Raw genomic sequence first — 16,704 nt, 5'->3', positions numbered from 1 at the left:
ACTATGGAGTATTTGAGAGCTTTTCTAGTTGGTGGTTTGATCTGCGTCATCGCACAGATAATTATTGATAAAACAAGCTTAACGCCAGCCAGGGTTCTCGTCTGCTTTGTAACGGCAGGTGTCATATTAACGGCTATAGGCATATACGAGCCCATTGTGAAGTTTGGCGGAGCAGGCGCAACCGTTCCACTCCCTGGATTTGGTTACGCCCTTGCTAAAGGTGCTATAAAAGGAGTAGAAGAGATGGGAGCGATGGGCGCTTTTGTGGGCGGTGTGAGGGCGGCTGCTGGAGGAATTACTGCGGCAGTGGTATTCGGCTATCTGGCGGCTGTGCTGTTTAACCCAAGGATGAAAAGGTAGCAAGGAGGGGCGCTTCAATCCAGTGCCCCTCTTTTGCTGTTATGCCTGTGTTTATTCCTGCTGTTGCCAGTACCGTCGCCGGGAAAGTAATTTTGCAGAAAAGGTAGCTGCGGATTTTGAGTTGCGGTTTCCTGCTCAATCTGCCTGTCTATTGAATCGAAAATCGCTCTTGAAAGCTCGGTCAAATAAGCCATTTTCTGTTCTATCGGCTTTGGATCAAACGGTGGCAGTTGCGTCAATGGCTGTTCACCTTCTGCCGGAGGCTCAATCATTGTCTGATTAAGGCTGTTGAGCAATGCTTCAATGGCCTTTTCCAGGGCATTGCGTGCCTCATCGTCCAATCTATCTTTATACTTCGGATCGGACATCCTGGATCGCACGGAATTTATGAGTTCCTGAGCTCGCCTGTACAGGTCTTCCCATAACTTCTGAGAATTGTACCACTCCTGCGTATGCAGCGGGCAGAAGTATTGCCTGTCTTCGGGATTATTGTAGTCAAGTGCTGAAAAGTCTGCCATATCTTTGAACGTACCGGGCAGATACTTTTGCAGTTCTTCATCGCTCAACTGTCTGAGAGGCGAATCCTCTGGCAATACAACCACCGATTTTTTAATCACGTGTTCTCTTGGACAGTACGGTGAGGCGAGTTTACCCGAATATTCGCATATCTCGACCTCCTGATGTACATCGCATTTCTCTTTTGGAACCGCCTCTACCGGGAACCACTCGGTTACCAGCTTATGCCCGCTGGTATCGTTCTCGCACAGCGTGCCGTTGGGCAGTTTACCAGATACCCCGCAGACTGTAACGCGTACCACCCCTTCCGGTGGCTTATCATAAAACGGCCTGTTTTCTAGATCCTTGTGGATAGGTTCCATTACCGCTCTCCATAGAGGAGCGGCATAACGGCCACCTTGTACATTATCTTTAAGAGGTTTCCAAAGGTCATGACCTATCCACACGGTTGCGGTGTAATAAGGGGTAAATCCGGCAAAGTATACCCCTTTAAAATCATTCAAGGTACCTGTTTTGCCTGCAATGTGCATCGGCTTGGAAAACTTGGCCCTGCTGCCGGTACCGCTGTTTACCACAGTCTCCATCCAGTCTGTCAGGATAAAAGCGGTGCTCTCCTTGAATACCACTCTCTTTACCTGAATGTTGTCTTTGTTCAGAATCTCATTTCCGTCTCTGTCCAGTATCTTTGTAAATGATACAGGAGTTTGATATATTCCTCTATTGGCTATGGCGGCATATGCTGCTGCCATTTCAACCATGTTTATACCATTTTGTCCAAGCGCAAGGTTGGTCACCAATTTTTCGTTTATATACTGAGGACTGGTTATACCTAGTTCTAGCAGCTTTTCAGCTGAATAATCAGAACCTACGCGTTCCTGCACTATTCTGGCGGCTGCTACATTTATGGAATTTTTTATAGCTGTACGCACGTCCACAAGTCCTTTAAATCCGCCGTCATAATTGCGTGGATAACCCCTCCCATTCCATTGGTTTTCTAACCCTTTTATGGGGACAGGAACATCTTCCAGTATGATCCCGCCAGGATAGCCAGCTTCAATAAACGGCCCATATACAGACAAGGGTTTTATTGCCGAACCCACAGCCAGTGCCTGTGTAACACGGTTGGTCCAGAAACGGCCTTGAGGGGGAGTCTTTCCGCCTACAATGGCACGTATCTCGCCTGTGGTATGATCTATTACCACCGCTGCCGCCTGAGGCTGCTGTATCTCGTTACCCTGGCTATCCTTTATAACCTTATCTTTAGAGTTGGCCAGCGGTGGAAGATCCTTGTAGTTGTATACTGCTTCTTCAACAATTTTTTGCACCTCGGGGTCAACTGTGGTGTATATCCTGAGCCCGCCTTCCTGGATTAGCTTCATGGCCTTCTGACGGCCTTCGTCGCCCGTCCAGCCGTAATGCTCCATCAGCCTGTCCCGAACGTCTAGTATTACGTATTCCACAAAATAAGGCATGGGATAGAGGAAGTTACGGTTGGACTTTTCTATAACCTTGAAGCCTTGCTCTTCGGGAGACTTAGTGGGGTCAAGTTTTGCTTCCTCATATTGTTCCTTGGTGATAAAGCCGTTTTCATACATGAGGCGCAGCACTAAGTTGGTGCGGTTGTAGGTTATCTCAGGCTTTCTATTGGGATCATACAAATTTTTCCTGGGGTCGTAATAATATGGGTTTCTTAATATTCCCGCTAGAACGGCGCACTCCCTCAACGTTAAGTCCTTAAGTTCCTTCCCAAAATAATCCTGCGCCGCTGTCTTGACACCATAGTTCCCGCTGCCAAAGTAACTGGTATTGAGATAAGCCTCAAGTATCTGTTCCTTGCTGTATTTCTGTTCAAGCTGAATGGCCAGGTAGGCCTCCTGGATCTTGCGCTTGTAGGAGCGTTCGGGTGTCAGCAGGGTGTTCTTTATGAGCTGCTGGGTAATGGTGCTGGCACCCTGTATTGACTCGTTACGCAGGTTATTTATGATGGCTCCTATCAGGCGTTTGAAATCAATGCCGTGATGGGAGTAAAAACGCACGTCCTCAACGGCGATGACGGCATCCTGCAGCATCTTAGGAATTTCGTCTAGTGGAGCCCATACGCGGTTTTCAAGGCCGTAGTATGGAGTGATCAGGTTACCGTATCTGTCATATATAAACGAGGTTTCGCTCTGGTTTTCGATGCGCTCCAAGTCGAGGGTTGGAGTGGCATCAAGGTATCCTTTTGCTATGCCCAGGAAGGCGCCAAACCCTGCAAAGCTCAACAGTATGAATAGCACCAAAAACATCTTTAAGGTGGTAACAAACACCGATAATACAAAATTAGGCGGGTTGGTCTTTTTCTTAAAATAGTCTTTTATTTTATGGATGCCCTTTTTTTGGTCCTTGTTTTCTTTATCGTTTATTTTCATTGTCAACCTCCCATACAAGGCAAATATTTAATGTAACTCGGCTTTTTATATTATAGCATAATCTTTATAAAAATCCTATTAAAATTCTGGGTGCGCATTTTTAACACTGTGTTACAAACTATTTATTCAATATTGCAAATTGCATGGATTTGAGTAACAATTCATCAATACGGTTCATAAACTGTAGGGGAGGTGTGTACCTTCATGAGGCGCGAAAGAGGGGTATATAAAATCTTCATTGTTATATTTATAGTGCTTGCGGTGGTGTCGATCATATTTTTGATCATAGATAGAGGGATAAAGCCTACGGTCATAGCCATGTCGGAAGCCCAGGTGAAATATATAGCCATAAAAGCCATGAATAACGCCGTTAAGAAGGTGCTTAATACTGATATAAAGTATACCGACCTCATAAATGTGATGACCGACAGAAACGGCAAAATATCGCTGATACAGGCCAACACCATCAAGATGAACGCCTTGGCCAGCGAGACGTCGAGCCTTGCCCAGGAGGAGATTCGCTCAATGGGAGCGGAGGGTATATACATACCTCTTGGCTCGATATTCAACAGCAAAATATTGGCTGGCTTAGGTCCAAGGGTCAAAGTCACCATTATACCCATAGGGTCAGTGGCCATAGATTTTGCCACCGAATTTGAAAACGCGGGCATAAACCAGACCCGCCACAAGATTTACATGGTGATGGAGGCCAACGTCCGCATAGTCGTTCCGTTGGGCAGCGATACTGCCAGCGTAAAGACAAGGGTCCCCATTACCGAAACCATAATCGTTGGAGATGTGCCCGATTACTATATAAACGTGGAAGACGGGAAAGAGGATATTTTAAACTTGGTACCGGGGCCGTAAAATTTATCAAAAAATATGCAATTCTAAATTGCAATATTAAATGCAACACTTTTTTAAAGGAAAGTATGATATAGATATCCAAATTTTTACTGTTTAAAATGTAAAACCTTATGTTGTCAAGGAAAGGGTGGAGATTTTCGAGCGTAAGCGAGAAAATACTACCCGACCTTGACAACATAAAACAAATGATATAATTGTTTCCAGGCCATTTGGCATACCTGGCCAAATGGCCTTAACTGTAAACTATCATTGTGTCTTCTTCAAACTACCACATTAGCCTACTTGAACAAACTGTCTCTCTAATACTTTGCCTTTTTCCTTGCAGATATTTAATAGCTCTCTGTAAAAACATTGCTCTGCCGTACTGTAATCTAGTATTTTCCTCGGATATTGATTCATCCATTTCTCTATCTCCTTAACTTCTGATGATGGTATGTTTTTTATCGCTTTGCCCTTGGGAATAAAACGCCTTATAATCCCGTTTTGCCTCTCATTGCTTCCCCTCTCCCATGATGAATAAGGATGGGTAAAATATGCTTCGCTTTTCAGACTCTCTAGAATAGTTGATAGCTCACTAAACTCTGAACCGTTGTCGGCTGTTATACTCTTAAACACCTCCCCAAACAGTTCCCCATAGCAGGCTTTAAGCTCCATAAACACTTTCTTTACCGCTTCACTATTCCTTGATTCTAGAAGAAATATGTGCTCGTACCTGGTTTTCCTTTCAGTCAATGTCAAAAGTACTGCATCATTAGAACGTTTGCCTACTACAGTATCTATTTCCCAGTGCCCAAATTCCTCACGTGTCTCTACTTCCTTTGGCCTTAAATCTATGCTTTTGCCCATAATCCGTTTAGGCTCTCTTTTCTTCGTCTTATCCCTGGGTTTTAGCCTCGGTTTGAGTAACAAATCAATATTGCGTACTCTAAGCAGTCCCCTGTCTATATAGTTATACAGAGTTTTAGTACAAACAATAGGCTTATCTTTCCAACTAGGATCCTTCTTACAGTACCCCACTATAGTATCTGGAGCCCATGGCTTTTCTTGGAGCATCTTTTCCTCCGCAAATCTGATGAAGTCCTTAACAAGCGGTAGTTTGAGTTTAGCACCACAATTTTTTCGTCTTTTTTCATATACTGCCTGCCCTGCTTCGGGGAAGTATGCTTCATAAGTAGACAAGTCAGATTTAAGCTGAGTAACGGTACCACGTTTAATTTCCCTGCTAATAGTACTTGGAGCTCTGCCTAGTTGTTTTGCAATGTAGCGTATACTTTTGCCTTCTTTGTACAAGGCAGCAATTTTCCCTCTTTCATAGACACTTAGGTGTTTAAAAGAGCGACATTTCGTGGTACAATTATGTTGAGCCATAGTGAGACCCCCTTGTATGTTTAGTGATTTTGGATATCTATATCATACAGGATTTCTCACTATGGTTCTACTATTTTTTAGGTGTTGCATTTAATTTTACAACGAACCAAATATTAGAGTAGCTTTATAAGGAACATCTTTGTACGACAATATAGGATTGTTTTCATAACGTTTTATAACTGGGCTGGATTTCAAAATCGGTGTTAATTGATTGCTCATTTTTATTTCTCTCTCCTCTTCAGATACTTGTGTTTATCGTTCCTAAACCTAAAAAATATAGATAATTTTCTATACTTCAATAACCGTTTTAATTGTCCCATTTTTACGGGTAAATGCAATAATCTACATATTCATTACTCCTGAGTCAATTATACACCGGCGGTGACACAATGAACCACTAAAAATCTATTTACGTTTGATAGCCCTAAACTGTCCAGGAGATATTTGTTCATACTTCTTAAACACTCTCATAAAGCTTTGAAGGCTTAAACCTATGTTTTCAGCTATCTCATTCATAGTCATATCAGTAAACTCCAAAAGTTGTTTTGCTCTTTCTATGCGTTTTAACGTAAGATACTCTGTAAAGGTCATACCAACTTCTTCTTTAAATACTCTGCTTAAATATGAATCACTTGTGTACAATTTCTCAGCTACAACGCTCAAGCTAATTTCTGGATCACTGAAATGTTCATCTATATAATTCTTGCACTTAATTACTATATCCTTGCTTTCTTCTTTATGCTTGTACTCTAAAAAAGTAATTATATCCCGGCATAAGCATTCCATCCATTGCCTTATATCCTTCAATGTTTCCAAACTATCTAATTCACCATACAAAAAACGTCCCTCGAATAATTCTGATTCTGTATACCCCATATCATATATAGATATCATTATATAGCCCACTAACTGAATAAAAAATTGTCTTATATAATTACAAGACTTATTCTTAAGGTATGTTACTATATCATCTAATATTATACTAACTCTTTTAACATCCATTGCTTTTATATACATAACTAATTCCTTTTCCTTATCATATGGATAACTATTAACACCTTCAGAAGCCGGCTCCACATCTTCTATAAAGATAACCGAATGCTTTCCGTACAGCAAACGATACTTTATAGCCTCCATAGCTTCTAAATAAGATTTACCTAACTCATCAGTCTTGTGATACAGTCGACTAACACCTATACTTATAGTGAATCCCATGTACTTTTTTATGCTATCCATTATCTCGAAACATAAATACCTAACAGTACGCTTATAATCCAAATAATATTTAGCTTGAGGAAGATTCACCACAAAAACTACCGTATAATCCTCAGATGTTGCAAAACCATTATATTCTGTATTAATTATCTCTTCAACTACATTTTTTACACCAAATAAAAACACCTCTTTATCTATATTGCTCATATTCTTCATATCGTCAATTTCCGCAGCCAGCGTAACAAAATTATCAAATTTTATGTTTATGCCATAAGAACTAAGATCGTCTGCTATATTATTACCTATGACGTTTCTGCCTTTTAATATATCTAATAATATTTTATCTTTTACCACAGGCCAGATATTTTTCCATCGTTTTTCTAGATCCTTATTGCGACGTTGTAAAGTAGAAAGATAATCATTTATAACTGCATACTCATCAACTTTTCGATTTATATAATCGTTGCCTTGCCAAGATAAAATAATAGATTTTACCGGTTTATATAGTCGCTTACTTATTAAAAGCGAAGTAACAATACCTATTACAATAAAAAACATTGTCACAACTACTATACCACGTTTAATAAGCATACTACCAGCCATTAACGACTGTATAGGAGTTACTATAACATATTTCCAACCGGGTATACTGGAAGGCAAAAAAGAAATTATGCTGGGTTCACCATCTATATTATCTCTGAATTCATTCCCCTCTTCTTTACTCAATATTTGAGAGATACAAGAATATACACTTAGATCCTTACCTATGAACTGCTTGTTTGCAGCTGCAATAACAACACCATTGGAATCCAATAGATATAATCTTGGACTTTCATAATTATTTTCATAGTGCTCCATCATTGAACTCAGTAAATATAAATCAATATCAACTATAAAAGCTGCTTTCTTGTAAGCTGATAAAAGGGGTAACTGTCTCACATATGAGATAACCGGTATAACACGTCCTGACCGCTTCGATTTAGTCCATCTTGGACCTAACCATAATACATTAGCATTATTATTTTTTAACTGAAAAACCACATCTTCGTTCTTAAAGCTTTTTTCATCGAATCGCCCATTAGATGTAATAAAAACTTTATCATGTTTATAATATATCATAGCATCATCTATGACACTGCTATTTGCTGTCAAATGCATGACAAATTGATTGATATTCATAAGTTTTTTCTGGGTCAGATAATCACCAGTAGAAGAAGGCAAATTTACCCCATCAAAAGTTTCTATAACCAATCCATTCTGGATAAAAGAAGTATCTATTTCACTTAACATACCGTCTATCTTTTCCTTATATACGTCCAGAAGCGTTTTATTGAATTTTATAGCCTCTTGTTGTATAGATAAAACAGAAATATTATAAGCAAAAATGCCAAATGCTAGCACAGGTACAACTACAAGCACTAAAAATGAAATGAACAGACGGTAATAAGCCCTGCCCATTTAATACTCCTCCAATTTATAGAATTCATATTTTTAATTATAATACATATTCATCACTATGACAAAGAGTGTAAATTTGATTTTTAAAATTTCCGTCAACAGGGCTTAGCCTATTGTATATTTGTAGCTTAATTCGAAAATTTGTAAAAATATTACCCAAACAAAAATAGAGACTAGTATAAGCTTATTAACTGCGTATAATATAACAAGATAAGTCTCCTACATCCATTTCTATATAAAAATGCATAGCGCTCCGAAGCAAAACCATAACTTAAAAATATTAATTGTTAGTTGCAAAATAAAATTCCCCAAAATTGCAACGAAAAATTTCCAGCTTTTTTGCCAAGCAGGATAAGGTTTTAGTAATTGTATTTGAAAATCATGTCAAGGACAAAGCCCATAAGGGTGAGCGTTAGCAAATCCTTGACATGATTGAAAAATACAATTATAATGCTATAAACTGCTGGCAAATTTTCCAGCACCCATTTTGCAAAAGTGGGGAATTTTCATTTGCAAAAAACAAATATTATTGCTCCAGAGCGCATATTGTCAGTCCAGAACCTAGAAACCATATGTTGGTCTATTAGTCTCTCAGTTAATACAAGCTGAAAAATTTATACTGAAAAGTTCAAAACATTGCAAATATTACATTTTACATATTAACTCATACATCATCTATTTTATTCAATATACCATACACATACTCATTATAATCGTATAGCCCCATCGGTTTTCAATTGCATTATCAACTTTTGAGCATCCACCTCAGAGGGCCATATACCTTCCTTTATAGCCATGGCGGCCGCCGTACCAGCTGCCTGCCCCATGGCTGTACATGTAGGCATTATCCTTAAAGACGAATGGGCTTCATGTGTGCTAGAAATAGGTCGACCTGCCACCAGCAGGTTATCTACCTTTAACGGTAAAAGGCACCTATAGGGTATACCGTAATAGTCTCCTTCAGCCAACGACCTCAATACAGTGCCTGAACCTGCTGGATTGTGTATATCAATATTATAAGCGCAATAGCATATAGAATCATCAAATTTACGCCCACTCAAGACGTCCTCCTGAGTTAATACATATTTGCCAATTATACGGCGCGATTCGCGTACACCAATCTGAGGAGCTGATACTTGGAAATAAGCGTTTTCAAAGCCGGGCACATATTTTTTAAGGAAATAAAACATCTCCCAGCATTGTTCCCTAACTTCCAACTCAGCTTGCGTTAATTGCTCGGCGTCGGTGGCATCCTTCATTACTATACGCGTTGTGTTAAAATGCACTACATCAGCCTGAATAGTGTCAAAAAAGAGCACATCCTCACGGGGATTATGTATTTCTCCTCTAGCAACAGCATCTTTATAAAGCCGGTTTATCTCATCCCTAGATGGCATTCGCGAATGATCCACATTGGCTACCCGGAAACACATGGTCATGGGCTGAGCAAAGCCATCTTCATCTCTACCCTTTTTACAAGGTACACCAGCCATATAAGCTACATCAGCATCACCTGTGCAATCTATAAATATTTTCCCTTTTATTTCATACACACCAGATTTATTAGCTACTCGAACGCTTTCTATAATGTTAGCATCGTTTTTGATTACACCTTCTACAAATGTATGTAGTAATATTTCAACACCAGCTTTTTGTACCATGCGGTTTAATACCAGTTTCATAATCTCAGCATCAAATACAGATTTATTTTTAAGTCCGCCCAGTTTATCCAGTTCATCCAATATTTCCTGAAATATACCAAATATAAGTTGATTTTCATGAGTATATGGTCGTTTAGCTTTGAAATAACTCATAAATGGATTAACCAGCCCAGCCGTAGCCATACCACCTAAAAAGCCATACCGTTCTATCAGTAATACATTTTCCACTCCCAAACGTTTAGCAGCAATTGCAGCAGCTACACCAGTTAGGCCTCCACCAGCCACTATGATATCATAGCATTGTTTCATAATAAATCCCTCCTATGTGCATTCTATACAATTATTATACATAAAAGGGATGGTAGAAAACCACCCCTTTATTAACAATTAATTCAATCGGCCATCTGCCTTCAAGCCTTCAATGATCTCTTCGGAGATTTCCTGGGCATGATAGACTTCATTAGCCGCCTTAACATATTCATCCCACTTATCAAGAGGTTCCTCTCCAATTATAAACTTCAACAGCATTTCTTGTTCATAGCGATTTAAATCAGCTCCATACTGCTTCCATATCGGTCCTGGGGTAAAGGCTTCAGCGACATTAAGTAATACTGGATTTTCCATAGCCGCATCTTCGAGATTTTCAGCATATTTGCTATATTTGGCATACCAAAAATCTGGATCCCATATATGCCGCATTTTCCCATATACTGCTACCCATTCGGCTTTGCCTTCTTCAGTAAACTCAATTTTGCCGTCCTTGCGTACAAAATGAATACCTTCTATGCCATACTGTGAAACCTCATATCCCTTACCATCAATGAGATAATCTAAGAACTGTATAAGCCGCTTGGGATCCTTGGCTTTAGCTGAGATCATAAAAACTCCATCCATAACACGGCTATCATCTTTTAAATATGCATAACCTTCCGGTCCTTTAGGTGGATTAGTACGAACCCATTTAGCATTTGGATCAATTTCTTGTATCTTGTGTTGAACATCCAGCCGGAATGGCAGATTCCATATATCGTACACCATACCCGCTCTACCTTCCAATGCTTTATTAGTTAGTTGTTCTGATTTGTTAGTTATAAATTCAGGATCAATTAATCCTTCCTGATAAAGCTTGTTAATCCACGCCAATGCATCTTTCATTCTGGGATGTTGTGTAACTCTCAATATCTCATTACCTTCCTTTATATAAAAATCACTACCAGGCATAACACCAAATGCACCAAATAACGGTGCTAATCCTCCTATCCCATTGCAAGTATAAGTCGCGTTTTTATGCTCCTTAAAAGCTTTTAATACATTATAAAAATCATCTATAGTTTTAAAATTTTCTTCACCCAGTTTATCTTCCCAACCATCTCCCAACCCAAGTTCTTCTATCCAATCAAGCCTTATAAACAATTGGACGGGATTTCGCACGTTTAATAATGGTACACCCCATATTTTACCATCCATTTTAACTAGATTCCAGTTCTCTTCAGGTATAATTTTTTGTAGATTAGGACCGTATTGTAGTAGATCATCTATTGGTATAAACGCTCCCTGCTGTGCTAATGTCTTCCAATCCATACCCCCCATAAATTGTATTAATTCAGGATAGTCACCGCTAGCTACTGCAATTTGTACTTTTTCCGCGTACTCATTAGGAGGCGGAATAATAACATTAAACTTAGTATTGGTGTCTTTCTCAATAATCTGCTTTATAGGATCATTATCGGGAGGCAATTCCCTTATCCATTGATACATCCAATCAAACTCATAAGGGGGCTCTTCTTGTTGAACTGTTGAATCATCTCGTCCTTCAATACTAGCTTCTTTACTATCTTCATGCACAGCCTTTTGATCCTGATTGCGTGAACAACCAGCCAATACTGACAGCAAGAAACTTGCAGCTAATATCAACAACCATAACTTATACCTTTTTTTCATAAAAAACATACCTCCTCTTTTTTATTTTATTCTTTTATTGAACCCAGCAAAATGCCCTGGGTAAAGTACTTCTGTAAAAATGGATATACCATTAATATAGGTACCGTTGCAACAATTATTACAGCCATACGTACAGTCAGTAGAGAAGCCTTAGTAGTTTCTATATCCAAAACAATATTGGAAGATGCGCTAAACAAAATTTGCCTAAGTACCACTTGTAATGGATATAGATTTGAATTGTTAATGTATAATATGGCATTGAAAAAAGCATTCCAGTAACCAACAGCATAGAATAGCGCTATAGTAGCTAACATAGGCGCAGACAATGGCAACATTATCTTAAACAGTATAACAAAATCATTGGCACCGTCTAACTTAACCGATTCTTCTAAACTATCTGGTATAGTAAGGAAATAATTCTTAATTATTATAAGATTAAAAGCACTAACTAAACTCGGTATTATCAACGCCCATATTTTATCAATAAGACGCAAACTCTTCACCACCAAATAAGTAGGTATAAGACCACCATTGAATAGCATAGTAAAAACTATCATAAAGAGTAATATTCCTCTTCCAGGCAGATTTTTGCGTGACAATGGATACGCCGTTAATACCGTAACCAATAAACTCAATAATGTTCCTACAACTGTAACAAATATACTAATTTTATAAGCTTGTGGTATAGTATCAGTTTCAAAAATCTGACCATACGCAGATAAATCCACTTGTTTAGGTATATATAATATGCTTTTACTTACATTAGGCACTTCTACTAATGGAGTAAAAGATACCAATAAAACATATAAAAATGGAAACAACGTTACAGCAGCCACAATTATCAAAACAAGATAAATAAGCATTTGCCAGATTCTTTCTCCTATTACTCGCTTAACCACACAATCCCCTCCAAATTTACCATGTACGCTCTCGAAAAGTCTGAAAGCTTTATTTTAGCTTGTTTGCAGGTTCGGCCTTGGGACTTCACCCCATAATTATTCTGCAAGGTTACCCTACAAAATCAATCGTTGTGCCTATGTTGGGCGCATTTTCAATATATGAGGTAACATTTGCCAATACACTAAAATTAAGCACTTTGTGGTTATCTAAAAAGTAAAAATGTTTTGCCTAGAAGTACAAGTGGTTTTAAAACGTTTGATATAACCTCGTTTGGTAATCATTTCTTCAAAAATATTAAATGCGCCCGCCTATGTTGCTTAACTACTTTTCGAGAGTGTTCACCATATACCAGATTCGCCCATACGTTTTGCTAACCAATTAGATGTTATTACCAATATAAATCCTACCACCGATTTAAAAAGACCAACAGCAGTAGCTAAACTATATCTCATACCTTGCAATCCTACTCTATATACCCATGTATCGATAATATCAGCTACTTCATACACCGATGGATTATACATTATGAACACTTGCTCAAAACCAGCATTTAAAATGTTACCTAATCTCAATATAAGTAAAATTGCTATAGTACTCATAATACCAGGCAAAGTTATATACCAAGTTTGTTGCCATCGATTAGCTCCATCTATTTGAGAAGCTTCATATAATTGCGGATCTATACTAGATAATGCTGCTAAGTATATGATTGAATTCCATCCTACTTCTTTCCAAATACTTGATACCACAAGTACAGTTCTAAACCATTCCTTAGAAGCCATAAAATAAATAGGCTGACCACCAAACATTTTAATAATATTATTAACTATTCCTGTTTGAGGTGAAAGCAAATCAGTGAACATTCCACCTATAACTACCCAGGATATGAAATGGGGCAAATAACTTACAGTCTGGATAGTCCGTCTAAATTTCATGTTCTTCACTTCATTGAGCAACAACGCTAATATTATGGGAGCCGGGAATCCCCATATAAGTTTATAAACGCTAATTATAAAAGTATTCCACAAAATTTCTCCAAAAAACGGTGATTCAAAAGCGTGTTTAAAATATTTGAAGCCTATCCATGGACTACCCAATATACCCTGCATTATGTTATATTCTTTAAAAGCTATAACAGCACCGTACATAGGAATATAATGAAATATGATAAAAAAAGCAATCCCTGGTATAAGCATTAAATACAAATATTTATGCTTACTTATAGTTACGATGAATTTCTTTACAACTATATTAGGTTGCTTTCTCTGTTGTTTAACTGCTGCATAGTGATTTAACAAAGTATTCCCTCCTTTCTTTGCTTTTTATTTTATGTATCTTGCATTGCTACGTCAATAATTACAATTTTACTTCTAAAAATACAAAAGAATTGCCAATATTATAAGCAATCCTATCAAATATATTTAGTAATTATCAATTTTTGATTATTATTTTTTGACTACAGTAATACTTCAGAGCAAACAAAAGTACATCTGCAAAAATTTTGGAAAAAATTAAAAAACGGGTAAAAATTTACCCGTTTTTTAATACTCCAGCTCCATAGGTTCTCCCCTAACCTCAAATTCGCCTACAAGAATGGGGGTCTTTGCAAGGGCTTCGCTTCTTTTATCCGGTTGCCTGCCTCCCACCATGACCCTAAACCTGCCTGGCTCCAAGATGCATCTGCCGTCGTTGTCTATAAGCGCCATCTGCCTAGGAGTCAACGTGAATGTGACAGTTGTGGTCTCACCCGGCTGAAGCTTAATTCGTGAAAAACCTTTGAGCTCATGAATGGGCACATCCACCGATGCCTCCAAGTCTTTTAAATACAGCTGTACCACTTCATCTCCAGCCATGTTGCCGGTATTCTTTACATCTACCGAAATAGTAATGGACTGCCCAGCCTTTATAACTTCTGCACTCAACTTCAAGTTGCTGTATTCAAAAGTTGTGTAGCTCAATCCATACCCAAAGGGATACAATGGCTCATCCTCCATGTATCTATAGGTTCTGCCCTTCATGCTGTAATCGGTAAATGGCGGCATCTGATCCAGGGATTTAACAAAAGTAACCGGAAGCCTCCCACCAGGATTGTAATCACCAAAAAGCACATCTGCAATTGCCGTTCCACCCTCTTCTCCCGGATACCAGGCCTGCAATATAGCCGGCACATTCTCCTGTGCCCAGTTTATGGACACTGGGCTACCACTGAAAAGCACCAGTACAACTGGTTTGCCGGTAGCACATACAGCCTTCAATAACTCTTCCTGCATACCAGGAAGATCAAGGCTGGTTTTATCTCCTCCGGCTGTGGACCTCGCTGCATCCCCTTCCTCGCCTTCCAACTCGGGCGACAGCCCCAAGCATATTATGACCACGTCTGCCCTCTGAGCGGCAGCCAAGGCTTCCGCAAAACCTGCAGTAGCCTCCTGTCCCCAGTAACTAGACTGCGTACTAGTAAGATCACATCCTTCAGCGTAATATACTTTCGTTTGAGGCGAAACCTTCGCACGTATACCCTCCAGAGCGGTCACATATTTAGAAGGCGTACCGTTGTAATTGCCCAGCAACACCTTCTTGCTGTCAGCATTGGGACCAATTACCGCAATCGCTTTCAAATCCTTCCTAAGCGGGAGCAGTCCGCCTTCATTCTTGAGCAATACCATCGACTCTCTTGCCATTTCTAGAGCCAGCCTGCGGTGTTCCTCACAATCATTCACTTCGTAGGATATCTGGGCATAGGGAACCCTCTCCGGTGGATCAAACATCCCAAGCTTAAATCTGGCTTTAAAGAGTCGCTTCACAGCTCTATCGATTGTCTCTTCGGATACAAGTCCCTGCTTTACCGCATTGATCAAGCTTTCAAATACCCTGCCGCAGTTGAGGTCACAGCCGGCATTAACAGCCAGTGCCGCCGATTCCTCTGGAGTATTGGTCACCTTGTGGTGAGCATGAATATCGTAGATGGCTCCGCAGTCAGACACAACGTAGCCGTCAAACCCCCACTCATCCCTTAAAATCTTTTGAAGCAGCGTCGGGCTGGCACAACACGGCTCTCCATTGGTACGATTATACGCGCCCATTATGGATGCTGCCTTACCTTCCTTTACGCATTCCTTAAACGCCGGCAAATATGTCTCCCTCAAATCTTTCTGACTGACTCTGGCATCAAAGGAGTGGCGTAGAGGTTCAGGACCACTATGTACCGCATAATGCTTGGGTGTGGCTATCGCCTTCAAATATTTAGGATGATCACCCTGTATACCCTTTACAAATGCCACGCCCATTCGGCCGGTCAAATAAGGATCCTCGCCGTAGGTTTCCTGACCCCTTCCCCACCTGGGGTCGCGAAATATGTTTATATTAGGAGACCAAAATGTCAACCCTTTGTAAATCCCCCTGTCGCCCTGGCGCACGAACTCGTGGTGCTTGGCCCTAGCCTCATCAGATATGGCACACGCAACCCTGTACAGAAGCTTATCGTTAAACGAAGCTGCCATCCCTATGGCCTGTGGAAATACGGTGGCAATTCCTGCTCTGGCCACGCCATGAAGACATTCATTCCACCAGTTATATTCGGGGATGCCCAGGCGCGGTATGGCGGATGAAGCATATATCATCTGCGAGACTTTTTCCTCAAGCGTGAGGCGTGAAACCAGGTCATCCACCCTTTTTTCTAAAGGCTGATCGGGATCAAGGTAGATCGGAATACCGCCATTTTCGTGTTGTTTTGCATTATCGCTCATTTTCAAACCCTCCCCATCACAAGACGTAATACGAATCGGTTAGAATGTTTTAATATTGTTATTCTTAATATTCGCGATCACAGATAATGTAGAAAAAGCTTAGTTTAAAGCTCAAAAATATTTTATCACATTTTTAGCCTACATTTCGCATGTTAAAAAATGGGATTTATCTTTTTCGTGTAAATGTCAGGACTAAATCCCAACCATTCTAGCATCTTCAATATCTTTGGTGAAGTATCATTTGGCAAATACAGATCACCATTGAAA

At 39.6% G+C, this 16,704-nt stretch carries 10 protein-coding genes; 2 read left to right on the top strand and 8 right to left on the bottom strand.

Annotated elements, in window-relative coordinates; genetic code table 11:
* Positions 1-3: 3 nt before the first annotated feature.
* Positions 4-360: a stage V sporulation protein AE gene (spoVAE, locus tag KVG29_RS06290; protein ID WP_252227391.1), complete on the top strand. Its 357-nt coding sequence runs from the start codon at positions 4-6 to the stop codon at positions 358-360.
* Between the two features lie 14 nt (positions 361-374).
* Here spoVAE and KVG29_RS06285 read toward each other — a convergent pair whose 3' ends face one another.
* Complete coding sequence (locus KVG29_RS06285) at positions 375-3,284, bottom strand: transglycosylase domain-containing protein (RefSeq protein WP_252227390.1); 2,910 nt, start codon at positions 3,282-3,284, stop codon at positions 375-377.
* Positions 3,285-3,488: 204 nt separating this feature from the next.
* Here KVG29_RS06285 and yunB point away from each other — a divergent pair, with 204 nt between their 5' ends.
* Entirely contained in the window at positions 3,489-4,151 is a 663-nt protein-coding gene (gene yunB / locus KVG29_RS06280; RefSeq protein ID WP_252227389.1) for a sporulation protein YunB, read from the top strand.
* A gap of 273 nt (positions 4,152-4,424) precedes the next feature.
* Here the strand turns inward: yunB and KVG29_RS06275 are convergent, their stop codons facing one another.
* The 7 genes from KVG29_RS06275 to KVG29_RS06245 form a co-directional block, all read right to left on the bottom strand.
* Entirely contained in the window at positions 4,425-5,519 is a 1,095-nt protein-coding gene (locus KVG29_RS06275) for an IS30 family transposase (RefSeq protein ID WP_252227388.1), read from the bottom strand.
* A 405-nt stretch (positions 5,520-5,924) separates the two neighbouring features.
* Positions 5,925-8,192, bottom strand: coding sequence for a helix-turn-helix domain-containing protein (locus KVG29_RS06270; RefSeq protein ID WP_252227387.1), 2,268 nt, complete (start codon positions 8,190-8,192; stop codon positions 5,925-5,927).
* 707 nt (positions 8,193-8,899) lie between these two features.
* On the bottom strand, positions 8,900-10,162 hold the full coding sequence (locus KVG29_RS06265) for an FAD-dependent oxidoreductase (protein ID WP_252227386.1): 1,263 nt from the start codon (positions 10,160-10,162) through the stop codon (positions 8,900-8,902).
* Between the two features lie 78 nt (positions 10,163-10,240).
* Complete coding sequence (locus KVG29_RS06260; RefSeq protein ID WP_252227385.1) at positions 10,241-11,794, bottom strand: extracellular solute-binding protein; 1,554 nt, start codon at positions 11,792-11,794, stop codon at positions 10,241-10,243.
* A 26-nt stretch (positions 11,795-11,820) separates the two neighbouring features.
* The gene (locus KVG29_RS06255) at positions 11,821-12,657 is read right to left on the bottom strand and encodes a carbohydrate ABC transporter permease (RefSeq protein WP_276576436.1); all 837 of its coding nucleotides are present in this window, start codon (positions 12,655-12,657) and stop codon (positions 11,821-11,823) included.
* A 375-nt stretch (positions 12,658-13,032) separates the two neighbouring features.
* On the bottom strand, positions 13,033-13,992 hold the full coding sequence (locus KVG29_RS06250; protein ID WP_252227383.1) for an ABC transporter permease: 960 nt from the start codon (positions 13,990-13,992) through the stop codon (positions 13,033-13,035).
* 243 nt (positions 13,993-14,235) lie between these two features.
* Positions 14,236-16,437, bottom strand: a complete 2,202-nt coding sequence (locus KVG29_RS06245) for a glycoside hydrolase family 3 C-terminal domain-containing protein (RefSeq protein ID WP_252227382.1) — start codon at positions 16,435-16,437, stop codon at positions 14,236-14,238.
* Positions 16,438-16,704: the final 267 nt, after the last annotated feature.

It is taken from the genome of Caldicoprobacter algeriensis, assembly GCF_023838525.1.
In the GTDB taxonomy this organism is placed as follows: Bacteria; Bacillota; Clostridia; order Caldicoprobacterales; family Caldicoprobacteraceae; genus Caldicoprobacter; species Caldicoprobacter algeriensis.
Note: the sequence above shows the minus strand (reverse complement) of the source record. Positions and strands in the feature narration are given on the sequence as shown.

What these genes read in the sequence shown, in the direction of transcription:
- KVG29_RS06255 (WP_276576436.1), bottom strand. Translation starts at nt 12,657, where the DNA reads ATGCTTATTTATCTTGTTTTGATAATTGTGGCTGCTGTAACGTTGTTT.
- KVG29_RS06285 (WP_252227390.1), bottom strand. Translation starts at nt 3,284, where the DNA reads ATGAAAATAAACGATAAAGAAAACAAGGACCAAAAAAAGGGCATCCAT.
- KVG29_RS06245 (WP_252227382.1), bottom strand. Translation starts at nt 16,437, where the DNA reads ATGAGCGATAATGCAAAACAACACGAAAATGGCGGTATTCCGATCTAC.
- KVG29_RS06275 (WP_252227388.1), bottom strand. Translation starts at nt 5,519, where the DNA reads ATGGCTCAACATAATTGTACCACGAAATGTCGCTCTTTTAAACACCTA.
- yunB (WP_252227389.1), top strand. Translation starts at nt 3,489, where the DNA reads ATGAGGCGCGAAAGAGGGGTATATAAAATCTTCATTGTTATATTTATA.
- spoVAE (WP_252227391.1), top strand. Translation starts at nt 4, where the DNA reads ATGGAGTATTTGAGAGCTTTTCTAGTTGGTGGTTTGATCTGCGTCATC.
- KVG29_RS06270 (WP_252227387.1), bottom strand. Translation starts at nt 8,192, where the DNA reads ATGGGCAGGGCTTATTACCGTCTGTTCATTTCATTTTTAGTGCTTGTA.
- KVG29_RS06265 (WP_252227386.1), bottom strand. Translation starts at nt 10,162, where the DNA reads ATGAAACAATGCTATGATATCATAGTGGCTGGTGGAGGCCTAACTGGT.
- KVG29_RS06260 (WP_252227385.1), bottom strand. Translation starts at nt 11,794, where the DNA reads ATGAAAAAAAGGTATAAGTTATGGTTGTTGATATTAGCTGCAAGTTTC.